22 protein-coding genes are annotated in these 24,080 nt (G+C 70.3%); 12 read left to right on the forward strand and 10 right to left on the reverse strand.

Annotation, left to right across the window (positions count from 1 at the left end; translation table 11 throughout):
* Positions 1-33: 33 nt before the first annotated feature.
* From OEB96_RS27000 to OEB96_RS27010, 3 genes are all read left to right on the forward strand, one after another.
* Positions 34-1,203, forward strand: coding sequence for a trans-sulfuration enzyme family protein (locus tag OEB96_RS27000; protein WP_266219629.1), 1,170 nt, complete (start codon positions 34-36; stop codon positions 1,201-1,203).
* 141 nt (positions 1,204-1,344) lie between these two features.
* Positions 1,345-1,608 (forward strand): addiction module protein, encoded by a 264-nt coding sequence (locus OEB96_RS27005; RefSeq protein ID WP_266219630.1) that lies wholly within the window; start codon positions 1,345-1,347, stop codon positions 1,606-1,608.
* A 3-nt stretch (positions 1,609-1,611) separates the two neighbouring features.
* Complete coding sequence (locus tag OEB96_RS27010) at positions 1,612-1,899, forward strand: type II toxin-antitoxin system RelE/ParE family toxin (protein WP_266219631.1); 288 nt, start codon at positions 1,612-1,614, stop codon at positions 1,897-1,899.
* 93 nt (positions 1,900-1,992) lie between these two features.
* Here the strand turns inward: OEB96_RS27010 and OEB96_RS27015 are convergent, their stop codons facing one another.
* The gene (locus OEB96_RS27015) at positions 1,993-2,538 is read right to left on the reverse strand and encodes a 3'-5' exonuclease (protein ID WP_266219632.1); all 546 of its coding nucleotides are present in this window, start codon (positions 2,536-2,538) and stop codon (positions 1,993-1,995) included.
* A gap of 5 nt (positions 2,539-2,543) precedes the next feature.
* On the opposite strand from OEB96_RS27015, the gene OEB96_RS27020 reads away from it, so the two are divergent.
* The 4 genes from OEB96_RS27020 (at position 2,544) to OEB96_RS27035 (ending at position 7,071) form a co-directional block, all read left to right on the forward strand.
* Complete coding sequence (locus OEB96_RS27020) at positions 2,544-3,575, forward strand: hypothetical protein (RefSeq protein ID WP_266219633.1); 1,032 nt, start codon at positions 2,544-2,546, stop codon at positions 3,573-3,575.
* 49 nt (positions 3,576-3,624) lie between these two features.
* Positions 3,625-5,304, forward strand: a complete 1,680-nt coding sequence (locus OEB96_RS27025) for an MXAN_6577-like cysteine-rich protein (protein WP_266219634.1) — start codon at positions 3,625-3,627, stop codon at positions 5,302-5,304.
* Positions 5,305-5,383: 79 nt separating this feature from the next.
* The gene (locus OEB96_RS27030) at positions 5,384-6,313 is read left to right on the forward strand and encodes an ABC transporter ATP-binding protein (protein WP_266219635.1); all 930 of its coding nucleotides are present in this window, start codon (positions 5,384-5,386) and stop codon (positions 6,311-6,313) included.
* Positions 6,310-7,071, forward strand: a complete 762-nt coding sequence (locus OEB96_RS27035) for an ABC transporter permease (protein WP_266219636.1) — start codon at positions 6,310-6,312, stop codon at positions 7,069-7,071. The genes OEB96_RS27030 and OEB96_RS27035 overlap by 4 nt, the downstream gene beginning before the upstream one ends.
* Here OEB96_RS27035 and OEB96_RS27040 read toward each other — a convergent pair.
* Positions 7,068-7,475 (reverse strand): response regulator transcription factor, encoded by a 408-nt coding sequence (locus tag OEB96_RS27040; protein ID WP_266219637.1) that lies wholly within the window; start codon positions 7,473-7,475, stop codon positions 7,068-7,070. The genes OEB96_RS27035 and OEB96_RS27040 overlap by 4 nt on opposite strands.
* Positions 7,476-7,585: 110 nt before the next feature.
* Positions 7,586-9,031, reverse strand: a complete 1,446-nt coding sequence (locus OEB96_RS27045; RefSeq protein WP_266219638.1) for a sensor histidine kinase — start codon at positions 9,029-9,031, stop codon at positions 7,586-7,588.
* Between the two features lie 81 nt (positions 9,032-9,112).
* Here OEB96_RS27045 and OEB96_RS27050 point away from each other — a divergent pair, with 81 nt between their 5' ends.
* Complete coding sequence (locus OEB96_RS27050) at positions 9,113-10,456, forward strand: sigma-54-dependent transcriptional regulator (protein ID WP_266219639.1); 1,344 nt, start codon at positions 9,113-9,115, stop codon at positions 10,454-10,456.
* A 45-nt stretch (positions 10,457-10,501) separates the two neighbouring features.
* On the opposite strand, the gene OEB96_RS27055 is transcribed toward OEB96_RS27050, so the two are convergent.
* The 3 genes from OEB96_RS27055 to uvrB all read right to left on the reverse strand — a co-directional run bounded on the left by OEB96_RS27055 (position 10,502) and on the right by uvrB (position 13,544).
* Positions 10,502-11,095, reverse strand: a complete 594-nt coding sequence (locus OEB96_RS27055) for a nucleotidyl transferase AbiEii/AbiGii toxin family protein (RefSeq protein ID WP_266219640.1) — start codon at positions 11,093-11,095, stop codon at positions 10,502-10,504.
* Positions 11,088-11,279 (reverse strand): hypothetical protein, encoded by a 192-nt coding sequence (locus OEB96_RS27060; RefSeq protein WP_266219641.1) that lies wholly within the window; start codon positions 11,277-11,279, stop codon positions 11,088-11,090. Before OEB96_RS27060 ends, OEB96_RS27055 begins: the two co-directional genes overlap by 8 nt.
* Positions 11,280-11,420: 141 nt before the next feature.
* Positions 11,421-13,544, reverse strand: coding sequence for an excinuclease ABC subunit UvrB (gene uvrB, locus OEB96_RS27065; protein WP_266219642.1), 2,124 nt, complete (start codon positions 13,542-13,544; stop codon positions 11,421-11,423).
* 103 nt (positions 13,545-13,647) lie between these two features.
* Between uvrB and OEB96_RS27070 the strand changes: the two genes are divergently transcribed.
* From OEB96_RS27070 to OEB96_RS27085, 4 genes are all read left to right on the forward strand, one after another.
* Positions 13,648-14,601 (forward strand): thiamine phosphate synthase, encoded by a 954-nt coding sequence (locus tag OEB96_RS27070; protein WP_266219643.1) that lies wholly within the window; start codon positions 13,648-13,650, stop codon positions 14,599-14,601.
* 159 nt (positions 14,602-14,760) lie between these two features.
* Positions 14,761-14,946 carry a hypothetical protein gene (locus OEB96_RS27075; protein ID WP_266219644.1) on the forward strand — a complete coding sequence of 62 codons (186 nt, stop codon included), beginning with the start codon at positions 14,761-14,763 and terminating at the stop codon, positions 14,944-14,946.
* 119 nt (positions 14,947-15,065) lie between these two features.
* Entirely contained in the window at positions 15,066-15,254 is a 189-nt protein-coding gene (locus OEB96_RS27080) for a hypothetical protein (RefSeq protein ID WP_266219645.1), read from the forward strand.
* 536 nt (positions 15,255-15,790) lie between these two features.
* The gene (locus tag OEB96_RS27085) at positions 15,791-20,947 is read left to right on the forward strand and encodes a tetratricopeptide repeat protein (protein WP_266219646.1); all 5,157 of its coding nucleotides are present in this window, start codon (positions 15,791-15,793) and stop codon (positions 20,945-20,947) included.
* Positions 20,948-21,011: 64 nt separating this feature from the next.
* On the opposite strand, the gene OEB96_RS27090 is transcribed toward OEB96_RS27085, so the two are convergent.
* From OEB96_RS27090 to OEB96_RS27105, 4 genes are all read right to left on the reverse strand, one after another.
* The gene (locus OEB96_RS27090) at positions 21,012-21,479 is read right to left on the reverse strand and encodes a hypothetical protein (RefSeq protein ID WP_266219647.1); all 468 of its coding nucleotides are present in this window, start codon (positions 21,477-21,479) and stop codon (positions 21,012-21,014) included.
* Position 21,480: 1 nt separating this feature from the next.
* Positions 21,481-22,407 carry a hypothetical protein gene (locus OEB96_RS27095; RefSeq protein WP_266219648.1) on the reverse strand — a complete coding sequence of 309 codons (927 nt, stop codon included), beginning with the start codon at positions 22,405-22,407 and terminating at the stop codon, positions 21,481-21,483.
* Between the two features lie 283 nt (positions 22,408-22,690).
* On the reverse strand, positions 22,691-23,077 hold the full coding sequence (locus tag OEB96_RS27100) for an MAPEG family protein (RefSeq protein WP_266219649.1): 387 nt from the start codon (positions 23,075-23,077) through the stop codon (positions 22,691-22,693).
* Between the two features lie 171 nt (positions 23,078-23,248).
* On the reverse strand, positions 23,249-23,794 hold the full coding sequence (locus OEB96_RS27105) for a hypothetical protein (protein WP_266219650.1): 546 nt from the start codon (positions 23,792-23,794) through the stop codon (positions 23,249-23,251).
* Between the last annotated feature and the right edge of the window lie 286 nt (positions 23,795-24,080).

Genomic DNA, 24,080 nt, shown 5'->3' on the forward strand with positions numbered 1-24,080 from the left:
CGAACCCGCGGTACAACCGGGGCCAATTCGACCATGTCCGACCACGACGATCACCAGGACACCCAATTGGTCCACGCCGGCGAGCCCAGGCCCCGCTTCGGTGGGGCGGTGACCATGCCGGTGTTCCAGTCGTCGACCTTCGAGCACCACGCGGAAGGCGGCTACGACGACGTTCGCTACCTTCGCCTCAGCAACTCGCCCAACCACGACGCCCTGCACCGCAAGCTCGCGACCATCGAGGGCGGCGAGGCGGCGCTGGTCACCGCCAGCGGGATGGCGGCCGTGAGCGCGGCGCTGTTGGCCACGCTCGGACCGGGCGATCACGTGCTGGCCCAGCGCACGCTCTATGGCGGCACCCACGATCTGTTCACCGGGATGCTCGCGCGCTGGGGGGTGGCGCACGACTTCATCGATGCGGCCGAGCCGGAGGCATGGGAGGCGGCGCTGCGACCGACCACGCGGGCGATCTACGTGGAGGCGCTGACCAACCCGTTGCTCGAGGTGGCCGACCTGCCGGCGGTGGCTCGCTTCGCTCGCGCACACGGGCTGGTGTCGCTCATCGACGCCACCTTCGCGACGCCGGTGCTGCTGCGGCCGATCGCGCTGGGCTTCGACCTGGTGCTGCACAGCGCCACCAAGTACCTCAACGGTCACTCGGATCTGGTGGCCGGGGCGATCATCGGCGGCGCGGCGCGGGTGGAAGAGATCCGCCACACCCTGAACCTGCTCGGCGGGAGCCTCGATCCCCATGCGTGCTTCCTGCTGCACCGTGGGCTCAAGACGCTGGGCGTGCGCGTGCGTCGGCAGTGCGCCTCGGCGCTGGCGGTGGCGACGGCGCTGCACGAGCACCCGGCCGTGCAGCGCGTGCACTACCCGGGCCTGCCCTCGCACCCCGGACACGAGCGGGCCAAGGCGCTCCTGCACGGGGGCTTTGGGGCGATGCTGAGCTTCGATTTGCGCGCCGAGCCAGGGCACGAGGTCGAGGTGGTCCGGCGCTTCGTGTCACGGCTGCGGCTGCCGGTGGACGCGCCCAGCCTGGGAGGGCCCGAGACGCTCGTGACCCGTCCCGCCGTCACCTCCCATGCGGGTCTCGACCCCGAGGTCCGGCGCGGGCTCGGCATCGGCGACGGGCTCGTCCGCATGTCGGTGGGGCTCGAGGACCCGGCCGATCTGGTGGCCGATCTTCAGCAGGCGCTGGGGTGATCCCGTTCTGCCAGCGGGGTGACGACCAATGAACCAAGAGCGATCGGGAGGGGATGGGCGCGAGCAAGGCGCGTCGGCGCCACTCCCGGCTTGCGGTCTTCGGGCTCGCCCCGACCACGAATTTCGGGCTACGGTAGGGCCATGAGCCCGGAAGTCGAACGTCTGCTCGACGAGGCGATGAAGCTGTCCGACGACGAGCGTGCCGTGCTCGCCGTCATCCTCGAGGACAGCTTGGGGGATGGCTCGTCCGAGGAGGAGATCGAAGCGGCTTGGCTCGTCGAGATTCGGCGTCGGATGGCCGCCGTGGAGTCGGGCGAGGCACAACTCATTCCCGCCGAGGACGTGGAACGCGAGCTGGAGGAGATCTTGGACCGAGCCAGCGGACCGCGGCGCGCCGTCGGTTGAGCGATGCGCGTCGTCCTGGTTTCCGAGGCTCGACTGGAGCTCCGAGAGGCAACGGAGTGGTACGCTGCTCGCTCACTGGTGACGGCGCGGCGCTTCGTCGATGAATTCAAGCGCGTCAAGGGGCTGGTTGCGGATGCGCCGATGCAGTGGGCGGAGATCCTTCCAGGGGTGCGAAGGGCGCTGTTTCGCAAGTTCCCCTTTGCGCTGATCTATTCAGTGGAGGGTGGGAGAGTCCGCGTGCTGGCGGTCAAGCATCACAAGCGGCGGCCGCTCTACTGGCTTGGCCGTTGATGTTGCTGCGCTGCACGAGATCCGCATGCCCGTTCTACCAGCGGGGTGGACGACGACCCATGATCTCCAGCGAGGATCCACGGGAAGGTGGGGTCACGAGGGGATCGGCGTGCGACCCAGCGCAAAGGGCAAGAGCCGCACGATGTTGCGTGCATCGTCGATGCCGCGGTGGGGCGTGCCCGAGAAGCGCAGGCCCACGCGGTGCAGCGCCTGGCCCACGCCCATGCGCTGACCCACGAGCTTGGCGAACGACTCCTTGATGTTGAGGTGCTGCTGGTCCCACGGCAGCCCGATGCGCTTGCGCTGCGACTCGCGACGGAACTGGTTGCGATCGTAGGCGCCCCACGAGGCCAGGGTGACCGGCTGCGGCAGGAACCGGCGCAGCCGCTCGATGGCGATGCGGAGCATGGGGGCGTGCCGCACCTGCTCCTGGGTGATCGAGGTCAGCTCGGTGCAAAACGGCGTGAGCTCGGGGTGCTGCACCGGGCGCACGAAGGTCTGGAACTCGTCGAGGGGGGCGAGCGAGGTGGGATCCACCAGGACGGCGCCGATCTCGATGATCTCGCTCTCGTCACGGGGGAAGCTCTCGGGTCGATCACACGTCGCCTCGAGGTCGACGACGAGGTAGGGTCGGTTCATCTCTCATGTCCTCTCGCCCCCGTGATACGACGTCGCCGGACGAGCAGCCCGGACACGATCCCGGACGCCGTGCCGAAGGCGACTCGGCTGGGGCCTCCGAGGGGTTCGACTGGGGGTCGTACGTGGCCTGGCTGGCGCAGCGGCACGGCACGCTGGCCGCGGTGGCCGATGCGCTGGCGGCTCAGCGGGGGCATGCGGAGTCGGTGGGGACGATCGAGCGGGCCCTTCGGCGGCTGCGGGCACGGCAGGGGCGCGACGGCGGCACCTGGGGCGCGCGGGTGCTGCGGGCGTTCGGGGTGCCCGACGACGTGGACTCGCGGGTGCGGTGGATGGGCCAGTATCACACGCGGTTCTCCGATCTGCCGCGCTCGCTGTGCCTGGAGCTGCTGCGGCCGTGGGATCGCCCGCCGGTGTCGGAGTCGCCCTCGCGAGCGTGGGTGCAGCTGGGGCTGGCCGGGGTGGCGCTGCGCGGGCGAGAGCAGGAGCTGGCGCGCGAGCACCTGCGCCGGGCCGAGCGCGCAGCCGAGGGGCTCGCGCGGCTCGAGTGGTTGCTGGCGTCGTCGTTCGCGATCAGCCGCGAGGAGCCACGGCAGGCGCAGGCGCGGGTGGAGGAGGCCGAGCGTCTGCTCGGTCGCCTGGAGATGAGCGCGGACGATCGCGCGTGCTACCGGGCGCGGTGCGTGGATCACCACGGGTGGCACGACAACGTGGTGCGGCGCGATCATGCGGCTGCGCGGGCGCGCTACGAGGAGCTGCCTCGGGATGGCCCGCCGTTCGGTCGGGTGCGACGGGACAACGGCCTGGGCTGGAGCCTGCTGCGGCTCGGGGACCGCGAAGGGGCCCACGCGTGTGCGGTGCGGGCGGTGGAGGCCGCGGGCGATGGTGGCTCGCTGCGGCTGCGCGCGATGGCGCTCTCGCTGCTGGCTGCCACCCTCGAGGGGCAGGCCGCCGAGGCGGCGCGACAGCGGGCCAAGGCGATCGCCGAGCGGCTCGACGACGAGGCGCTGCGCGTGCGGCTGGACCGTCGGCGGGGGTGAGCGCGCGGGGGCTTTCGCCCGCGCGCTCGAGGTTGGACCATTGGAGGTGATGTCGCGCCTTCCTCCGTGTTCGCTCTGGCTCCTCGCGTGGTCGTGCACCGCCGTGCTCGGGTGCGGGGACCCGCCCTCGTCCGTCGATGATGGAGGCACCGCGGGCACCACCGCCGTGTCGAGCACCGAGGAGGCCGACGAGACCAACGGTGCCTGCGCGGAGCCGCTGCTGTCGTGCGCGGGAGCGTGCGTGGATCCGCAGCACGACCCGGCGCACTGCGGCGGCTGCGATCAGGCGTGCAGCGACGGCCTGGCGTGCATCGCTGGTGCGTGCGACGTGGCCTGCGGCCCGGGTCTGCTCACCTGCGCGGGGGCGTGCGTGGACTCGCAGCACGACCCGGCGCACTGTGGCGGCTGCGACCAACCCTGCGCCCCCGAGGCGGTGTGCCAGGCGGGCACCTGCGTGGCGAGCTGTGAGCCGCCGGAGGTCGACTGCGCGGGAAGCTGCCGCAACGTCGACAACGACGAGCAGCACTGCGGCGGCTGCGATGCGCCGTGCCCCGCGGGCCAGCCGTGCGTGGGCGGCCAGTGCGTGGCCGCGTCGCTGCACCACGTGCTCATCACCGGTCAGTCGCTGTCGCAGGGGGCGCTGTCCGAGGTGGTGAGCATCGAGCAGCCGTTCGACAACGTCTCGTTCGTCACCGGAGTGCGGGCGGGTGGGGTGGGCCTGGACTCGCTCGTCCCGTTGGTCGAGACCTCCGACGGGGGGATCCACGGCGAGACGCTGGCGTCGGGCCTGGCCAACCTGATGAGCGAGCGGGCGATCGCGGCGGGTCGCGAGCATCGCTCGCTGCTGTCGGCCCACGGGGTGAGCGGCCAGCCCTACGCGGCGCTGCAAAAGGGCACCGCGCCCTACGCCAACGGCATGGCCCAGGTGGCGGCCGGGCTGGCGCTGGCCCAGGCGCAAGGCGACGTGCATGCGATTCGAGCGGTGGTGGTGATCCACGGCGAGAGCGATCACCTCGGAGGCAACATCACCTACGACGAGGATCTCTTGCAGTGGCAGAGCGACTACGAGGCCGACGTGCAGGCCATGACCGGGCAGACGCTGCCGGTGCCGCTGGTGACCGATCAGATGTCGAGCTTCACCGCCTACGGGGCGTCGGCTTCGGTGATCCCGCTGCTGCAGCTCCGGGCCTCGCGTGACGAGCCCGAGCGCATCGTGCTGATGGGGCCCAAGTACGTGCAGTCGTACGTGCCCGACGGCGTGCACCTGAGCGGCGAGGGCGAGCGCTGGCTGGGGGAGATGCACGCCAAGGTGCTCGAGCGGATCCTGGTGGACGGCGAGCCGTGGCACCCGGTGTCGCCGCGCGAGCTCACCCGCGACGGGGCCGAGCTCACGCTGCGGCTTTGGGTCCCCGCGCCGCCGCTGGTGCTCGACGACGTGACGGTGAGCGACCCGGGCAACCACGGCTTTGGCTACACCGACGACAGCGGTGCCCCGCCGACCATCACGGCCGTGACCCTGATGGGCGAGGACACCGTGCGCATCACCCTGAGCGCGGCGCCGGTGGGCGGCAGTCGGCGGCTGACCTATGCGATGAATGGAATCCCCGGTCAACCCGCCGGGCCCATGACCGGCGCCCGCGGGACCCTGCGCGACTCCGACGCGACTCAGAGCCGCCACGGGTACGCGCTGCACAACTGGTGCGTGCACTTCGACGAGCCGGTGCCATGAGGCTCGCGTGCCACGAGCGCCGCCGGCATCGCACACCCTTCCTCCGCTCGGCCCGCCGGTGCATCATCGCCCGCGCTCCATGGCGGCCATCGTTTCCATCACCGACCTGAGGAAGACCTACGCCGGTGGGTTCGAGGCGCTCAAGGGGGTGTCGCTCGACATCGAGGAGGGGGAGATCCTCGCGCTGCTCGGGCCCAACGGGGCGGGCAAGACCACGCTGATCTCGGCGGTCTGCGGGATCACCACGCCGACCTCGGGGCGCATCACGGTGGGCGGGCACGACGTCACCACCGAATTCCGGGCGGCCCGCTCGCTCATCGGGCTGGTGCCGCAGGAGATCTCGCTCGAGCCGTTCGAAAAGGTGATGTGGACGGTTCGCTTCTCGCGAGGCCTGTTCGGCAAGCGCCGCGACGACGCGCACGTGGAGAAGGTCCTGCGGCAGCTCTCGCTGTGGGACAAGCGCGACACCCAGGTCAAGGCGCTCTCGGGCGGCATGAAGCGCCGCGTGCTGATCGCCAAGGCGCTCAGCCACGAGCCCCGCGTGCTGTTCCTCGACGAGCCGACCGCCGGCGTCGACGTGGAGCTGCGCAAGGACATGTGGCAGATGGTCCACGGGCTCAAGCAGGAGGGGGTGACGATCATCTTGACCACCCACTACATCGAGGAGGCCGAGGCCATGGCCGACCGCGTGGGCGTGATCTCCAGGGGCGAGCTGCTGCTGGTGGAGCGCAAGGCGGAGCTGATGCACCGCCTCGCCCGCAAGGAGCTGAAGATCGAGCTGCCGACCCCGCTGCGCGAGCTGCCGGCCAGCCTGTCGCGCTACCAGCTCCAGCGCTCCGACGACGGCCGCACGCTCGTGTACACCTACGAGGCCAACGCCGAGACCAGCGGCATCGGCGTGCTGCTGCGCGACCTCCACGAGGCCGGGATCGCGGTGGCCGACGTGCGCACCCACCAGAGCTCGCTCGAGGACATCTTCGTCGATCTCGTCAAGGAGGACGTGACATGAACCTGCCCGCGATCAAGGCGATCTACGTGTTCGAGATGGCGCGGTTCTTCCGCACGATCCTGCAGTCGATCATCTCGCCGGTGATCTCCACGTCGCTCTACTTCGTGGTGTTCGGCTCGGCGATCGGCAGCCGCATCGACACGGTCGATGGGGTGAGCTACGGCGCCTTCATCGTGCCGGGGCTGGTCATGCTCACGGTGCTGATGCAGAGCGTTTCGAATGCCTCGTTCGGGATCTACTTCCCCAAGTTCATCGGCACGATCTACGAGCTGCTCTCGGCCCCGCTGTCGTTCATCGAGATCGTCATCGGCTACGTGGGCGCGGCCGCGACCAAGTCGCTCGTGATCGGGACGATCATCCTGGTGACCGCGACGTTCTTCGTGGACCTGCACGTCGAGCACCCGGTGTGGATGATCGCGTTCCTGCTGCTGACGTGCCTGTCGTTCGCGCTGCTCGGGTTCATCCTGGGGATCTGGGCCAAGAGCTTCGAGCAGCTGCAGCTGGTCCCGATGCTGGTGATCACGCCGCTGGTGTTCCTCGGAGGCTCGTTCTACTCGATCAAGATGCTGCCGCCTGCGTGGCAGACGGTGACCTTGTTCAACCCGGTGGTCTACCTGATCTCGGGGTTTCGCTGGGCGTTCTTCGGCGTGGCCGACGTGAGCCTGATGGGCTCGGCCCTCGCGATCCTCGGCTTCTTCGCGCTGTGCCTGGCGATCGTGTGGTGGATCTTCAAGACCGGCTGGCGCATCCGCAGCTAGTCCTGGGCCCGCGTGGTCGGCACGGTGTCGCTCAAGACGCGGCACAGCGTCTCCATGGCAAAGGGCTTGTCGAGGACCGCCCGGGCGCCGAGCTCGGCGGCTCGCTGGTGGGTCTTGTCGTCACCGAAGGCGGTGATGAGCACCACGGGCGTGGTGGAGGCCGCGTCGCGGAGGTTGCGGAGGATCGACAGGCCGGTGTGACCCGGCATGCGGACGTCCATGACGATGGCCGTCAGGTGGGTCCCCCGCAGCGCGTGGCGAGCGAGCAGCTGGAGTGCATCGTTGCCGTCGCGAGCCTCGATGACCTCGTGACCCTCTCTTCGAAGGTGCCACGAGATCAGGCGGCGAAGGTTGGGATCGTCCTCGGCAACGAGCACACAGGATCCGGAGGCTTGGGCTTGCACGGGCAACGCTCGATGCACGTGTCGGGCCAGCGCCCCGTACGACAGGGACTCGGCGTGCTGAGCCCGATGGGCATGGGAGCATCGGGCCAGGTGGGGACGAATGCCGCAGGTCAAGCGCTTGGTGCGCGAGCGCTCGCATTCGCGATGGGCACCGCGAGCCGGAACGTCGCGCCCCGACCAGGCGGGCTCTCTGCCTCGATCCACCCCCCGTGCTCCTCGACCAGGCCATACGCGACCGAGAGCCCCAGGCCGGTGCCCGACCCCACGTCCTTGGTGGTGAAGAACGGCTCGAACACGTGCGGCAGGTTCTCGCTCGAGATGCCCTCGCCCTCGTCGCGAACGTCGATGCACAACCACCGGGACTTGGGCTCGTCGGGGCGCTCGGGGTGCCGGAGCATGGCGTGGTCGACCGTCACGTCGACCCGGCCGCCGCGGGGTGAGGCCTGGATCGCGTTGACGATGAGGTTGGTGAGCACCTGCTGGATCTGCCCCGCGTCCACGTGGGCGGTGAAGGGGCCCGATCCCTCGACGGTGATCGACACGGCCCGCTTGTCGGCCAGGGGGCGCAGCAGCGCCGCCGTCGACTCGACGAGGACCTGCAGCTCGGCGTCCTCTCGCTTCGGGGCTCGCCGGCGGGCAAACTCCATCAGCTGCCCGAGGATGCGGGTCATCCGCTCGCCCTGCTCCACCACGATCTGCGCGTACTCCACGGTCTCCGGCTCGGTGGTCTCTCTGCGAGCGATCATCTTGGCGCTCTCGGTGACCACGTTGAGCGGGGTGCCCAGCTCGTGGGCCAGGCCGGCGGCGAGCTTGCCCACCGTCATCAGGCGCTCGCCATGCCGCAGCTGCTCCTGGGCCCGCAACCGACCCGCGGTCTCGGCCCGGAGCTGACGGCGGGCCTCCGCGAGCTTGTCGGTCATCGCATTCATCTCGCGGCCCAGCCGGCCCAGCTCGTCGTCGCCTCCGACGCGCTCGATCCGGCGATCGAGATCGCCCTCGGCCACGCTGCGGGCGTGGTCCACCATCGCGTTGATCCGCCGGCCGACGAGGACCACCCCGGCCGCCGCGCCCACGAGCGTGCCCGAGACGAGCATGATGAGGGCGGTCACGCCGATCCGCACGACCCTTCCCTGCAGCACCTGCTCTCCGGCCGCGAGGGATTCCACGATCACCAGGGTTCCTGCGACCCCGCCGTCGAGCGAGACTTGCGCACGAGTCTCGAGCCGGGGCTCGCCTCCGGGCTCGCCCTCGTCGATAATGAGGTGGGTGGTTTGCTCTGCCTGCGAGGCATGGCCGCCCTCCAAGTGCCACTCGATGAGGATGTTGTCCTTGCGGCGATTGATGTCTTCGACCAGGTGCTGGGCCTGCTCGAGCCCGTGCCGCTCGGCGACGGTCCCGATCGCCTCCACCAGCACCCCGACCACCGCGCGATGGTCGACCTGCATGTCTGCGACCAGTGATTGCCGATGAGCGCTGATGCTGATGTAGGCGTAGATCGCCAGGACCGTGACGGTGGCGCTGAGCGACGCCAGGACGAGACGCAAGACGAGGCGCATGACGAGCTGCGACGCGATGATGCACTCGGCGTGCCAGGCGCGGGAGGGGCTCCCCGTCCGAATCCGACCCGAATCCTGCTGGTGGACGACGACCCGGCCCTCAGCCGCGTGCTGGGCGGTGGCCTCCGCCGGCGAGGGTTCGACGTGGTGCGGTGCCCGGACGCGTCCGAGGCCCAGGGGCGGCTCCACGATCCGAGCCTCGAGGCGGTGGTCACCGACCTGCGGATGCCGGGCCGAAGCGGCGTGGACCTGTGCCGGGCGGTCGCCGCCACCCGACCCGACGTCCCGGTGCTGGTGGTCACCGGGTTCGGCAGCTTCGAGACCGCGATCGAGGTGCTCCGCGCGGGCGCCCACGACCTCATCCCCAAGCCGGTCGACGTGGAGCTGCTGGCCCATGCGGTGAGACGGGCGGTGACGAGCCGGGCGATGCGCCTCGAGCTGGCTCGCCTGCGAGAGGCTGCGCCGCGCCCATCGTTCGAGCGGATGGTGGGCCGCAGCCCGGCCATGCGCTCGCTGTTCGACCTGGTCGACCGCGTGGCGGGCTCCGACGTCACCGTGTTGATCACGGGCGAGACCGGTACGGGCAAGGAGCTGCTGGCGCGGGCCATTCACGATCGCAGCTCGCGTCGCGACGGTCCGTGGCAGGCCGTCAACTGTGCGGCGATTCCCGAGCCCTTGCTCGAGAGCGAGCTGTTCGGTCACGTGCGCGGGGCGTTCACCGACGCCAAGGCGAACCGGCGCGGGCTGCTGCAGCGGGCGCACGGAGGGACCCTGGTCCTCGACGAGGTCGGCGAGCTGCCGGGGCACCTGCAGGCCAAGCTGCTGCGCGCCCTGCAGGAGCGAACGGTACGCCCGGTCGGCAGCGACGAGGAGGTGCCGTTCGATGCGCGCATCATTGCCGCCACGAACCGGGACCTCGAGCAGGAGGTCGGTGCCGGGCGCTTTCGGGAGGATCTGCTGTTTCGGCTCTCGGTGGTCACGCTGGAGATCCCGCCCCTGCGGTGCCGCGACACCGACGTGCTGCTCCTCGCGCAGACCTTCGTCGACCAGGCGGCGGCCAAGCACGGGCGTCCGGTCACCGGCATCACGCCCCAGGCCGGCGCGAGGCTGCTGGCGTATCCCTGGCCGGGCAACGTGCGCGAGCTGGAGAACTGCATGGAGCGCGCCGTGGTCCTCACGCGCTACACCACGCTCACCGTGGAGGACCTGCCGCCCCGGGTGCGCGATCACGTGGCATCGGTGCCCACGATCATCGGCGAGGGCGACCTGGTGACGCTTGCCGAGCTCGAGCGTCGCTACGTACGCCACGTGCTCGCGGTCACGGGAGGCAACAAGTCGGTGGCCGCGCGGATCCTGGGCGTCGACCGCAAGACGCTCGCGCGACGGCTCGGAGGCGAAGTCGGCTCCGACCCGCGCGAGTCATAGCCTCACCGCCTCGAGCACCCGCGTCGAGGAAGCAACACGAGGGAGTCAGCCCAGACGAATCTCCGCGAGCAACGACGCGAGCTTGGCTTCGAGATCCTCACCGCGGTCGTAACCTCGCTGTCGAATCAGGCCCAGGTTCGCACGAACGCGGTCGAGGTCCAGGCCGTTCGTATGTTCCAGCAGACGCTGGGCATCGATCCGATCCTGAAGCCGTCGGTTGGTCATCGAGAGGGTCTTCATCGCCACCAGCTCCTCGACGCACGCGACGGGCAAGGGTCCGGTACCAGGGACGTCGATGACCGTCGCCCGCTCCACCGCCTCTGTCTCGATCCCGCTGCTTGCGAAGATCAAGTCGATCTTGACGCCCTGGGGTGAGAGCAAGCGTACCGTCGAGAGGCGTTCCCGCTCGCCGTGCTCCACGCTCGCGAAGGGCTCGAACCCGTCCGCACGCAAGCCGTAGACGAGGCGCTCGGCCGCTTCGTCATCCATCACGGCCACGGCCAAGTCGACATCCCGTGTGAAGCGGACCTCTCCGTGAACAGAGACGGCCAGTCCGCCGATCAACGCAAACCGCTCCTGGCGCTGCCGCAGAGCTCGAGCTGCGGCAGCGAGCGCTTCGATGACGACCGGCTCAGTCATCGCCGAGCAGCCATTCTCGAAAGAGCTGCTCGAGCTCTGCGGCCGAGGCATGCGGGTGTTGGCGTGTCAACGCCGCGCGCTTGAGCCGCAAGCCGACATCCATCAGCTCGAGCGCCTGGAGCAGCTTCTCGGCGCTGGATGGCGACGGGGCCGAAGCGAGCTCGCGGTCATACTCGTGCTCCACGAGGAGCGATCTTAGTCGTCTCTGTTGCTCCTGCAAACCATCGCGCGCGGCTGCGTGGAGGAGCGGTGATGGCAGCATTTCGCCGCTCTCGCGCTCGACGCCGCGAACAAGAGGCTCGCAGCCCGATGCGTCCTGTCGCGCTCACCCCTCCGCCACGAACTCGAGCTGCCGCGCCTCGAGCACCCGGATCCGGTCCCGCACCCGCGCGGCCTGCTCGTACTCGAGCCCCTTGGCCAGCGCCTGCATCTCCTTCTTCAGCTCCTGGATCCGCGGTCCGATCTCCAGCGGCAGCAGGTCGGCGTCGGTGAGCTCGCCCACCCCCACCGGCAGCATCTGCGGCGCGGCCTTCTTGCGCCCGGGCTTGGCCTCGCCGGGAGCCTTCTTCTCGTTGTGCAGGGTGGACAGGGCCCGCCGCGTGCTCTTGGGCACGATGCCGTGCTCCTGGTTGTAGGCGGCCTGCACGGCGCGGCGGCGGTCGGTCTCTTCGACGGCGGCCTGCATGCTGGCGGTGACGCGATCGGCGTACATCACCACCAACCCCTTCTCGTTGCGAGCGGCGCGGCCGATCGTCTGGATGAGGCTGGTGGTCGAGCGCAAGAACCCCTCCTTGTCGGCGTCGAGGATCGCCACCAGGCTCACCTCGGGGATGTCGAGGCCCTCGCGCAAGAGGTTGATGCCCACCAGCACGTCGAACTCGCCGCGCCGCAGGCCCTGGATCAGCTCCACCCGCTCGAGCGTGTCGATGTCGGAGTGAAGGTAGCGCACGCGGATCCCCAGATCGGCGTAGTACTCGGTGAGATCCTCGGCCATGCGCTTGGTGAGGGTGGTGACCAGCACGCGCTCGTCCCGGTCGGCGCGGGCCTTGATCTCGTCGAGCAGGTCGTCGACCTGACCGGTGATGGGGCGCACCTCGATGGTGGGGTCGAGCAGGCCGGTGGGGCGGATGATCTGCTCGACCACCACCCCCTGCGTGCGCTGCAGCTCGTAGTCGGCCGGGGTCGCGCTCATGAAGATCACCTGGCGCACCCGCTGCTCCCACTCCTCGAACTTGAGCGGCCGGTTGTCGAGCGCCGAGGGCAGGCGAAAGCCGTGCTCCACCAGGGTCTCCTTGCGCGCCCGATCGCCGCGGTACATCGCGCCGACCTGGGGGACCGTCTGGTGCGACTCGTCGACGACCATCAGGTAGTCCGAGGGAAAGTAGTCGAGCAGGGTGGGGGGCGCCTGGCCCACGCTGCGGCCGGTGAGGTGGCGCGAGTAGTTCTCGATGCCCGAGCAGTGGCCCATCTCCTCGAGCATCTCGAGGTCGTACATGGTCCGCTGCTCGAGCCGCTGGGCCTCGACCAGCCGCATGCCCTGGTTCAGCGCCTGCAGGCGCTCGGCCAGCTCGATCTTGATGCCCTCGAGCGCGCGGCGCAGCTGGCTCTTGGGGGTCACGTAGTGGCTGGCGGGGAAGATGGTGGTGCGGCGGATCGTCTCGCGCGGCTGGCCGCGCAGGGGGTCGATCTCGCGGATCGCCTCGACCTCGTCGCCGAAGAACTCGATGCGGATCGCCATGTCGTCGGCGTAGGCGGGGAACACCTCGACCACGTCGCCGCGCACGCGGAAGGTGCCGCGGTGGAAGTCGACGTCGTTGCGCTCGTACTGCATCTGGACCAGCCGGCGCAGCAGGTCGTCGCGGTCGATCTCGTCGCCCACCGAGACCTGCGCGGTCATGCCCAGGTAGGCCTCGGCCGCGCCGATGCCGTAGATGCACGACACGCTCGACACGATGATCACGTCGCGTCGCGACAGCAGCGAGAACGTGGCGGCGTGCCGCATGCGGTCGATCTGCTCGTTGATCACCGAGTCCTTGTCGATGAAGGTGTCGGTCGAGGGGATGTAGGCCTCGGGCTGGTAGTAGTCGTAGTAGGAGACGAAGTACTCGACCGCGTTTTGGGGGAACAGCGCCTTGAACTCGCTGTAGAGCTGCGCGGCCAGGGTCTTGTTGTGCGCGAGGATGATGGTGGGCCGCTGCACCTTCGCGATCACGTTGGCCACCGTATAGGTCTTGCCGCTGCCGGTGATGCCCAGCAGGCACTGCGCCGGATCGCCGGCCAGCAACCCCTGCACCAGCCCCTCGATGGCGGCGGGCTGACCCCCGGCGGGGGGAAAGGGCGCGCTCAGCTCGAAGGGACGGTCGTCGGAGATCCTGGGCAGCTCGAACTGACCGGGGGTCCAGTCATCGCCCAGGTCGATGGCGGCGGGGACCTTGGGGGTGGCGGGCATGGTGGCGGCAGGGTAGCAGCGGCGCTCGGCGCAGGAAGCCGACGGCGGGGGTCCTGGCCACGGGTGCTGACAGAACGCTGGCAGCAGACCATCATCCCCGGGCGTGCAGGGGCTCTACGCGATCGTCGACGTGCCACACCGCCACGGCCTGTCGGTGGAGGACGCGACGCGGGCCGTGCTGGGCGATCGGCTCGAGGGAGGGCGCGACGGTGCCTCGGTGGTCCAGCTGCGGGCCAAGCACGCGACCACCGAGCAGCGCGTGCGATGGCTCGAGCAGCTGGTGCCGCTGTGCCGGGCGGCGGGGACGACGTCGATCGTCGACGACGATCTCGAAGCGGCGATCGAGGGACGGGCCGACGGAGTGCACCTGGGTCAGCGCGACGAGGGAGCCGACGACGTCGCGGGCGTGCGGGCGCGAGCCGCCGAGCGCGGGCATCCGACCCTGAAGGTGGGGCTGTCGACGCACGACCTGGGGCAGCTTCGGGCGGCTGGTCGGCGAGGCCCCGACTACCTGGCGCTGGGGCCCGTTGCCCCCACTCGCTCCAAGGTCGACCCCGAGCCGGTGGTCGGTTGGCAGGGGTTGCTCGATGGATGTCGCGTGGCGGCTCGGCCGCTGATCGCAATCGGTGGGCTCGATCTCGAGCTGGGTCGGCGTGCGATCGAGGCTGGCGCCGCGGCGGTGGCGGTGATCGGCGAGCTCGCGTTGCCCGAGGCGGAGGCCGTGCGGTCTCGTGCGATCACGCTCGCTCGGGCCTTTCGGGACGCGGCCGCGCCGCTGCCGCTCGACGAGGTGCATCGACGGATCCCGGTGCTGTCGCGCGAGCTGCTGGCCGAGCTCGCGAGCTGGGGCGACGCGCTGGGGGTGCACATCGGCCTGGGACTGCCGGCTCGGTTCTCGCCGCGCGTGGAGTCGGGCCGTCCGCTCTATCGACCGTGCGACGTGCTCGATCTCGTCGAGGCGCTGGGCAAGCGGCCCGATCAGAGCTGGGCGGCCTGGAGCGAAGCAACGCTCGACGACGCGGGTCCGCTCGTGCAGCTGCGCCTTCGTACGCCCTAGGAATCGGGGCATTTCGCCGCGATCGGGGCATCATCGGATGTCGACCCCGTTCCCGTCGGCACGCGATCGACAGCCAGGTGCCCGCGCGCAAATTTTTTTCATCCCTGGACCTTGCGTAGTCGCGGGGTCCCCTTCAAACCAAGTGTGGGGAGAGGGGAGATGATGTCGAGCAAGGCGACGTTGGCAGTGGGTCGAGGGGCGCGCATCCGTACGGGTCCGCTCTCGCGTCTGCCCTCGTCGGCGCTCAGCGGCGCCCGGACCATGGAGTCGGTGGCGCTGCCCGGCGTCATCCTGGCCGCGCTCGGTACCCTGGCCGCCATCCAGCTCGCGTTGGCCTGGGGCTGACGCGCGGGGCAGCAGCTCCCGCGGTCGTGAGGCCGAGCGTCGCTCCTGCTCGTCGCCTCGGCCGCTCGTTTTCCGTCGAAAATTTGGAAGGGCCGATCCGCCCATGCATGGTGCCTGGCATGGGGTGGGTCGAGCGTGAGCGAACGTTGGGGATGGAGGGGGCGCGGCAACGGGCGACGCTGTCGGTGCGACGGGTCTCGGAGCGGTCGCTGAGAGGCGCCACCACGCTCGAGCAGCAAACCCTGCCCGCCGTGATCATGGCCAGCCTGACGACACTGGGCGTGATCCAGCTGATCCTCACGTGGTAGGGGCTTACGGACGTGGCCATCGGAGCCCCCAAAAAGCCCGCCTCGAGGGGCTTGCGGGGATGTCCGGAGGGTCGTCCGTGGCCGTATGATCCCACGACCGCGTGTCGAACGACGATTCCTCCCCGCCCAAGCCGCCACCGGTGCGGCGTCCGACTCCGCCGCCCGCTCCGGCCACCGAGGCCGGTCGTGAACGACGGGGTCAGCCGACGATCCACGGTACCCCGCCACCGCCGGTCCCGTTGCTCGATCAGATCCGGGCCAGGAAGTCGACCAGCGCTGGGGTCAAGGCACCGCCTCCGGTCACGCGGTCGAGCGGCACGCCGCCGCCTCCTCCCGTGGGCCGGGAGGCCACGGGTCCCAGGCCGATCGCCAAGCCCAGGCCCGAGTCGGCGCCTCGTCCACGCGCCGTGACTCCTCCGCCCCTCGACGGTTCGGTCGCCCGCCCGAGGGAAGCGTCGGGGCCTCGCCCCGGGCCGCCGCCGCCCAAGAGCGGCCCCGATGGAGGCCGACCGCGGAGCACGACTCCGTTGCCGCGCGTGGCCAAGCCGAGCGACGACGACTACCCGCCGGAGGGCTCGCCGGTGCGTCGGATCAAGGGGCTGCCGCCGCGGCGTCGCCAGCCGTCGACGCCGCCCGAGAGCGACGATCGACCCCGGGCGACCGCGGGCGAGATGGTGGTCAAGGGCGATCGCGCAGCGATGCCCTACGACGATGGAGCCACGATCGCCGTGGTCGCGCCGCTGCGCACGCCGACCGCGGTGCTCGATGCCTACGCCGAGGACGCCATGCGGGCGATCGCGGAGTACGAGGGCGAGCTCGAGGGCGAGCGAGACGCGGATCGGATCGGCCGGCTCCACTACGAGATCGCTCGCCTGTACGAGACGGCGCTCGGGGATCTCGATCGGGCCTCCATGCACCTCGACCGGGCGCTGGCGGTGCTGCCCCAGCACCTGCCCATCGTGGTCGCCGGCCGCCGGGTGCGGGTGCGCAAGGGCGACCATGGCCGTGCGATCGAGCTGTTCGATCGGGAGCTCGATCAGTGCCCCGATCGCACCCGCAAGGCGGCGCTGTGGCTGAGCAAGGCGCGGGTGCTCGAGGATCAGCTCGGCGACGTGGCCCAGGCCCGCGAGGCCTACCAGGCGGCGGCGCGGCTCATCGAGGCCGAGCCGGGGATCATCAAGGCGCTCGAGCACACCGACCGGGGGCTTCGCGACTGGGGCGCGCTGTCGAACGATCTGGCGGCGATGGCCGACGCCGTGCAAGGCGATCCGCCGCTGCGGGCGGCGGTGATGGTCGAGCGGGCGCGACTGCACGAGATCCACATCGACGACCCCGATGCGGCGGTCGAGCTGTACGAGTCGGCGCTGTCGGTCGACCTGCGGGCGGCGTCCAGCGTGCTGCCGGTCTTGCGACGCCTGCACGAGCAGCAGCAGCGCTGGCTCGATCTGGTCAGGACGCTGCGCCGCGAAGCCGAGCGCACCTCCGATCCCACGACTCGAGCCGCGGCGCTCTACCGCGTGGGGCGGGTACAGGCCGAGCGCCTGGGCAACCTGGCCGATGCGGTGGCGTCGCTCGAAGCGTCGGCGCAATCGGTGCCGCGGGCGGTCACGCTCCAGGCGCTGGCCGAGCTGCACGCGTGTCGGGGTGAAGAGGCGGCGCTGGCCACCACGCTCACCGAGCTGGTCGAGCTGGTGCCCGACGATCGCGAGCGCCTGGGCCTGCTGATGCAGCTCGGGCAGCTGTGCCACGAGCGCCTCGAAGACGACGTGTCGGCGATCGCGGCGCTCGATGCGGCGCGGACGATCGCTCCGGCCGACCCCACCGTGCTCGACCTGCTGGGCTCGCTCTACGTGGCGCGCGAGCACTGGGACGAGCTGGTGGCGATGTACGAGGCGGCGGCCGAGGCCGCCACCGAGACGCCGCAGCGCGCCCTGGCCCACGCACGTGCGGCCGAGGTGCTCGAGCGGATGGGTCGTCAGGCGGCCGCCATTCCCCACTACGAGCGCGCGCTCGACCTCGACCCCGAGCCGCTGGGCACCATGCGGGCGCTCGAGCGCCTCTACACGCACGCCCTGGCGCACCGCAAGCGCGTGCTGCTCTACGAGCGCTTCATCGATCGCATGGACGAGGAGCGCCGCGTCGCCTGCTTGATGGAGATCGGGGCGCTCCACGCCGGGCCCCTCGAGGATCCCGAGGCCGCCGAGCGCACCTACCTGCGCGTGCTTCGGCTGCGGCCGCGGCACCTGGGGGCGGTGCAGGCGATGCAGCGCGTGGCCGAGGCCGCCGAGCGCTGGGACGCGCTGCTGCGGGCGATCGAGCAGGAGATCGAGATCTCCGAGGCCGCCGACCAGCGGGTGGTGCTGTGGTGCCGCGCGGGGGAGGTGCTCGAGCTCCGCCTGGGGCGTCGGGCGGATGCGATCGAGCGCTACGCCAAGGCCCAGGCGATCGATCCTCACCACCGCGGCACCCTGGCTGCGCTGGCGCGGCTGTACACGGCCGAGCAGCGCTGGGGCGACGTGGTGCGCGTCTACGAGCGCCAGCTCGAGCTGGATGCCGGCGGCCCCAGTGCGGTGGCGGTGCTCCAGCGCATGGGCGACGTCTACGAGCGCGAGCTGTCCAATCCCTCGGCGGCGGCCGATTGCTATCGTCGGGCGCTGGAGGTCGATGCCCGGGCTCCGGTGGCCGCACTGGGGCTGGCCCGCATCCTCGATCGGCAGCAGCGCTGGGACGACCTGGTGCAGCTACGAGAGCAGCAGCGCGAGCTGGCCAGCGATCCCAACGACGAGGCGCGCCTGGCCATGCAGGCGGGCGAGCTGTGCGAGAACAAGCTCGAGGATCTCGAGCGGGCGGCGGCCGCCTATGCGCTGGCCCACGAGCTGCGCCCCGACGACCGACCGGCGACCGAGGCCCTGCGGCGGGTTCGGGCGCGCATGGCCGACTGGGCGACGCTGGCCGACGAGCTCGAGCACGATGCGTCCCAGCAGCGCGATCCGCTGCAGGCGATCGCCGATCTCTCGTTTGCCGCCGAGGTTCGCGGCGAGCGGCTCGGGGATCTTCGCGGGGCCGTGGCCTGCTGGAGGGGCGTGCTCGAGCGCGACCCGAGCAACCTGCACGCGCTCCTGGGCCTCGAGCCGCTGCTGCAGCAGCTTGGCCAGCACGACGCGCTCATCGAGCTCTACGAGCGCCAGGTGAGCGAGTTCCAGGACCCGGGGGCCCAGGTGGCCGCGCTGCACGAGCGCGCGCGACTGTGCGAGCGCTACCGACCCAGCGCGGGCGAGGATCTCATCGAGGTCTACACCTCGATCCTCGGCATGCGCAGCGACGATCTGCGCGCGCTCGAGGCCCTGGAGCGGCTGGCCATGCGCAGCGGCAAGCCCAAGGCCCTGGCCGGGGTGGATGCTCGGCTGGCGCGGCTGGCCCCGCAGGCCGAGCTGCGCGCGGCCTACCTCACCCGTCGGGCCGAGGCGATGGAGGTGGGCGGCAACCCGGAGGCGCTGCAGGTCTACCGCGAGGCGCTGCGCCTCGATCCTCGAGCCCGCGGAGCGCTGCGCGGGCTGACGCGCGTGGCCGATCTGCTGCGCGACGACGAGGCCCTGGCCGACGCAGCCGAGCGCTCGGCCGAGATCGCGACCGATCCGGTGGCCGCGGCCGATGCCTGGGTTCGCGCGGGCCAGCTCAAGGCCGAGCGCCTGGGCGACCGCGACGGGGCGGTGGGCGACTTCGATCGCGCGCTGGCCCGCGCCCCCGATCACGCCGAGGCGGCGCAGTGGCTGATCGGCACCATGCGCGATCTGGGGCGCCATCGATCGCTGGTGGAGCGGCTCATCCGCACCGCCGAGGCGGCGACCGAGCCCGAGCGCATCGCGGCGCTGTGGCTCGAGCTCGCCGAGCTGCAGGCGCGCGAGCTCGACAACCCGGGCGCGGCGCAGTCGTCGTTGCAGCGGCTGCTTCGCGAGCAGCCCGACCACGCGGCCGCGATGCTGGCGCTGGGACGGCTCTACGTGGCCGACCGTCGAGCCGAGGAGGCCGCCGCGCTGCTCGAGCGCTGCCTTGGGACGCAGCCCGACGGCGAGATCGCCCACGCCGCGCACTCGCTGCTGGCCGAGGCCCAGGAGCGGGCCGGAAGGGCCGACGAGGCGTTCTCGCACTATGCGGCGGCCCTCGAGGCGCGCCCCGACGACGTGGTGCTCTTGCGCCGGGTGGCTCGCCTGCAGCTCGATCAGGGGCACCATGCGGCGGCGGCCGACGTGGCGGCGCGGCTGCTCGAGCTGAGCACCGAGACCGCGCAGCGGGTGGAGGCGCTGCGCTGGGTGGCCGAGGCGCAGCTGGGCCTGGGCAAGATCGACGAGGCCATGGACACGCTGTCCGAGGCGGTGGCCGTGCAGGGTCCGCGCAGCCCGGCGGCCAAGGAGATGACCGATCGCGCCAGCACTCCCGAGCACTGGGATCGCTACGTGGAGGCGCTCAAGGCCTATCTCGCCGAGCGAGCGCAGCGAGGCCGGGCTCGCATCGCGCTGTTCGAGGAGATCGCCCAGCTCCAACACGAGCGCCTCGGTGACGACAATGCCTCGCTGGCGACGCTGGTGCGAGGTCTGAGGGAGAGCGAGGGCGATCCCGGATTGCGCCTGCGTCTGGCCCAGCGCCTGGTCCACGTGCATCGGCCCGCCGACGCGATTCCCCAGCTGCAGGTCCTCACCGTCGAGGACTCCGCGCGAGGCGAGACCTGGCGCTTGTTGTCGCGCTGCTTCGGCGATCTGGGTCGGGTGCGCGAGCAAGGCCTGGCCCTGGCCGGTCTGGCCGCGCTGGGCGAGGCGCGCCCCGACGAGCTCGAGCCCCTGTCGGGATGGCGGCCCGCGTCGCGGGCGATCCGTCCGGCCGCGCTGGTGCCCGCGTCCTGGGTGGAGCTGCAGCTCGGCGGCGATCCTCAGACCGCGATCGCCAACCTGCTCGCGGCCGTATGCGATGGGCTGGGCAAGCTGCGGCCTCCCGATCTCGGCGCATGGGGGGTGGCCAGCCGCGACCGCATTCCGCCGCGGACCGATCACCCCCTGCGGATGCTCGTCGATCGGCTCAGCGCTGCGTTCGCGCTCGAGGAGCTCGACGTCTACGTGCATCGGCACGCGGGTCAGGGCGTGGGCATCGAGAACACGCCCAAGCCCTCGCTGCTGCTGCCGATCTGGCTGTCGGAGCTCACCGAGTCGCAGCAGACCTTCCTGGTGGCACAAGCGCTGGCCCACATCGCGCGCGGAACCTATCCCGTGCACTTCCTGCCGCCGCAGGATCTGGCGCTCACCGTGATCGCGTCGATCCGCAGCGTGGTGCCCGGCTACGGCGGCAAGGTGGCCCCGGCCGAGCTGCTCGACGACCGGGCGCGGCTGGTGGCGCGCGGCGTACCGCGTCGCAAGAAGCCCATGCTCACCGCCACCGCACAGACCTGCGCCACGATGCTGGTGCCCGATCCCAACGTGCTGGTGCACTGGCTGCATCAGACCGCCGGGCGGCTGGCCGCGCTGGTGGCCGACGACCTCGTGGGCGTGGTCGAGGTGGTGCGGCGCACCGAGAAGCTGGGCTCCGAGCGCGGCGCCGACCTGCTCGCGCGCTCACCGGTGGTGGCCGACCTCATGCGCGTGTGGATGTCCGAAGCCGCGATGGTCGTACGCCGCCGCGTGGGACTGCTGGCCGGGGCGGGCTGACCCGCGAGAGCTACGATCGTCCCTGCGGTATCGGAACGTTCTGCCGCCCGCGCGCTCCGGACGATCAGCGCTCGCACGCTCGATCGGGATCGCAGCGCTGGGCCGCGTCGAAGCAGTCATCTTCGTCGAGGATCGAGCAGACGCGGGAGCAGGGAGACCCGTCGGCGTGCTCTGTCACGCAGACGCTCAAGCCGGTGCCGCACGTCCCGAAGCAGCCGAACGCACACACCGAGTTCTTCGTGACGTGGAAGCCGGCATGATCTACATCCTCGAGCTCGGCCGCGTGGACGAACATCCCGCGACCCGAGCATACGGGATGGGCCACGTCCTCGAGCTCGAGGATCTCGAGGTCTGCGGTGAATTTCTGCGGGGTATAGCCCGCAGGGCACTCCAGCTGAGCCCACGAGGGATCATCGCAGACGGCTTGGTCGGCGGCGCTGGGTGGGATCCGTCCACCGTCGGCCGCGGAGTCGTGGTCGTGGTCGGGTACACAACCCAGCATCCAGGCCAAGGCGAGCGATGCCGTGCGCACGCTACTCTCCACTCGGCGCGCTGGAGACGACGCGGAAACGAATGCCGACATCCGCGTGCCGTCGGTGCACGCCCAGCACGTATGATCGATCGTCGCGCATGAGGTCGTGCATGACCACCAGCACGCCGTCGAGCGAGCCGAGGCTGACGCCGTCGAGCGAGCGAAGCTCGTCGCCCACCTGCAAGCCCAGCCTACCCAGCATCCCGTCGGGGGCGTCCATCCTCGAAATGTGCCAGTACCCCTCCGACCCTTGCCGCAGGCGAACCCGGTCGCACTCGATCAGGGGAGCCGCGTGGTCGCGGACGAGCGCCTCGAGCAGGGACCGGGGCACGAGGTAGCGGTCGTTGCCCAAGGACTGGACGGTCTCGGGATGCCAGCTGGCGCAGTCGTACTGAGCCGGGCTCTGCTCCGCATCCTCCGATCCATCGTCATCCTCCGATCCATCGTCATCCTCGTTCACTGCGCCCGTTCCGGTGTCATCCAAGCCATCCCCAAGACACACGGCGGCCAGCTCCGCGCACGCTTCGGGGTCGTGGACATCGTTGCACCAATAAGAGCACAGCTCGCCATCGGCGTTGGTGGCGTAGCAGCCGTACTGCCCGAGCGCACAGCCCGCAACGAAGCAGCCCAGCGTGCAGTTGCCGTTCTGGGAGACATGGTAGCCGACCCAATCCGCGCCGGTTCCGGCCCCGAAGTCGACGAGCAGTCCCAGTGCGAGACTCGCCGCCACAACAGGATCGTCGAGCTGCACCACGGTGCTCGAGCCGCCGTCATAGTGGACTTGAGGATACGAACCATGGGGACAGCCTTGGTTCAGTAGCTCCGCGAACCCATCGATGCAGGCCTGGGCGTCGCTTCCGTCGGTGTCGCCGGCTGTGCCGCTCGTGGTCGGCTGGTCATCGTCGACGATCTCGCAGGACGATGCCACCACAGCGAGCAGGAGAGCGGTGCTCGCCTTCGTTCGCATGGGCTGCTTCATGGGAGACCTCGGAGGGATACCGTCCACCAACATGGTTTCGCCGACGCCGGTTGAGGAGCGAGAACGAGGACGTCGCCATCGTTCGTCGCCTACAGCCAAGCTGATTCGAGGGCGACGTCAAATGGCTTGCGTGGTCGGAGAACCCTGGAAATTTCGCACTACGAGACCATGCGAGCGGCGCGCCGGCTCCACCCGTGCCTCCAGCCCAGCGGGTGCGTGAGGCATTCGCCGATCAGAACAGCGCCGAGGTGATCATGAACACCGCGAGGATCGACACCAGGAACACCACCGTGCGGATCACCGTGAGGCCTGCGATGTAGACGAGCGCGTGTCCAACGCGGGCGAGCACGTAGATCTGCGACCACAACGCAGTGGTCTCGTTGGCCTTGCCCGCGAGGTGCACGACGATCACCACGATGGCGAACAGCGCCAGGTTCTCGTTCATGTTGTTGCTGGCCCGCTTGGCACGAGCCAGCCACCCACCCATCGGCGGGATCTCCTCGTGATTGCCAAGCCCCCACGCCAGCCCGTTGTCGAACAGCTGGCCAAAGGCCACGAGCATGATGAGGACCCACGTCAGGGCCGCACTGGCCAGCAACATCCAGAGATCGGTGGTCATCGTGCCCCGCTTTCCTTGGGATCCTATCGCAACCCGGAGAGTGGAACGCGGATCGAGCACGAGCCGCTGCACGAGCCCGCAGCCGCGCCCGCGGTCCGAGAGCGGCCGCGAGCGCAGCCATGGGCTCGTGTAGTGGATGCCCTTAGCGGGGCCGTACGGTTCCCCGTGGAGTCACTTGTACTTGCCGTGGAACCACACGAAGGCCGGCGCGATCTCGCCATTGCAGGCGGAATCGTTGGAGGCGAATTCGAACTTGCCGTGCCCCATGACGCCGGCGAACGAGCCGGTACCGCCTGCGATCGTGTAGTGCACGGGATCGACGGTGGCCGAGGCACAGGTCTGCGGATCGAACTCCAAGAAGAAGCTCGAGGCCTCGATGGTGACCGAGTCGCCGTTGGCGTAGGTGTCGACCGCGACCAAATCGAACACCTCGCCGGTCTCGATGTTCTGACAGCCCGAAGAGACCACCGAGAACAGACCCCCGGCGGTGTCGATGCCCTGGCCTTCGAAGACGGCCTCGAAGTTCGGGAAGTCGCCGCAGCGGTCGAGATCGATCCCCACCGAGATCAGGTTCAGGCTCTCGGATCCCTTGTACTTGGTGTGGCCGTTGCCGTTGTTGGCCACCACCGGCCCTGCGCCCAGGCACAGCGCGGTGCCGAGCCCGGCGGCGCAGAGTCCAGTGCGTCGTAGTCGTGAGTGCGTAATTCGTCGTGTCACGTCGTCATCCCCCGGCGTGCTCCCCCGAGCACGTCGACGGGCATGATCTACATCATGGTGGGACATGTCGAGTAGCATGGTCATCGTTACGACGATTTCTCGGGTGTGAAACGTTTGGCGCGGAGATGCTTCGTCAGGTTCTGGGGGGAGCCCACGCGGTACATCACTGATCATCCCGCCGCATCCACGATGGGCGGTCGGCACGGTCGTCGCTGGCGGGGCTCGACGAGAACACGCGCAGTGCCGTGGCCCCGTGGCGTTTGAAAGCGCCCGCTTGCTTTCAAAC

The sequence above is a fragment of the Paraliomyxa miuraensis genome, assembly GCF_026337845.1.
Taxonomy (GTDB): domain Bacteria; phylum Myxococcota_A; class Polyangia; order Nannocystales; family Nannocystaceae; genus Paraliomyxa; species Paraliomyxa miuraensis.

What these genes read in the sequence shown, in the direction of transcription:
- OEB96_RS27000 (WP_266219629.1), top strand. Translation starts at nt 34, where the DNA reads ATGTCCGACCACGACGATCACCAGGACACCCAATTGGTCCACGCCGGC.
- OEB96_RS27030 (WP_266219635.1), top strand. Translation starts at nt 5,384, where the DNA reads ATGGCGGCCATCGTTTCCATCACCGACCTGAGGAAGACCTACGCCGGT.
- OEB96_RS27055 (WP_266219640.1), bottom strand. Translation starts at nt 11,095, where the DNA reads ATGACTGAGCCGGTCGTCATCGAAGCGCTCGCTGCCGCAGCTCGAGCT.
- OEB96_RS27080 (WP_266219645.1), top strand. Translation starts at nt 15,066, where the DNA reads ATGGGGTGGGTCGAGCGTGAGCGAACGTTGGGGATGGAGGGGGCGCGG.
- OEB96_RS27005 (WP_266219630.1), top strand. Translation starts at nt 1,345, where the DNA reads ATGAGCCCGGAAGTCGAACGTCTGCTCGACGAGGCGATGAAGCTGTCC.
- OEB96_RS27020 (WP_266219633.1), top strand. Translation starts at nt 2,544, where the DNA reads ATGTCCTCTCGCCCCCGTGATACGACGTCGCCGGACGAGCAGCCCGGA.
- OEB96_RS27045 (WP_266219638.1), bottom strand. Translation starts at nt 9,031, where the DNA reads ATGCGCCTCGTCTTGCGTCTCGTCCTGGCGTCGCTCAGCGCCACCGTC.
- OEB96_RS27035 (WP_266219636.1), top strand. Translation starts at nt 6,310, where the DNA reads ATGAACCTGCCCGCGATCAAGGCGATCTACGTGTTCGAGATGGCGCGG.
- OEB96_RS27025 (WP_266219634.1), top strand. Translation starts at nt 3,625, where the DNA reads ATGTCGCGCCTTCCTCCGTGTTCGCTCTGGCTCCTCGCGTGGTCGTGC.
- OEB96_RS27100 (WP_266219649.1), bottom strand. Translation starts at nt 23,077, where the DNA reads ATGACCACCGATCTCTGGATGTTGCTGGCCAGTGCGGCCCTGACGTGG.
- OEB96_RS27010 (WP_266219631.1), top strand. Translation starts at nt 1,612, where the DNA reads ATGCGCGTCGTCCTGGTTTCCGAGGCTCGACTGGAGCTCCGAGAGGCA.
- OEB96_RS27075 (WP_266219644.1), top strand. Translation starts at nt 14,761, where the DNA reads ATGATGTCGAGCAAGGCGACGTTGGCAGTGGGTCGAGGGGCGCGCATC.
- OEB96_RS27015 (WP_266219632.1), bottom strand. Translation starts at nt 2,538, where the DNA reads ATGAACCGACCCTACCTCGTCGTCGACCTCGAGGCGACGTGTGATCGA.
- uvrB (WP_266219642.1), bottom strand. Translation starts at nt 13,544, where the DNA reads ATGCCCGCCACCCCCAAGGTCCCCGCCGCCATCGACCTGGGCGATGAC.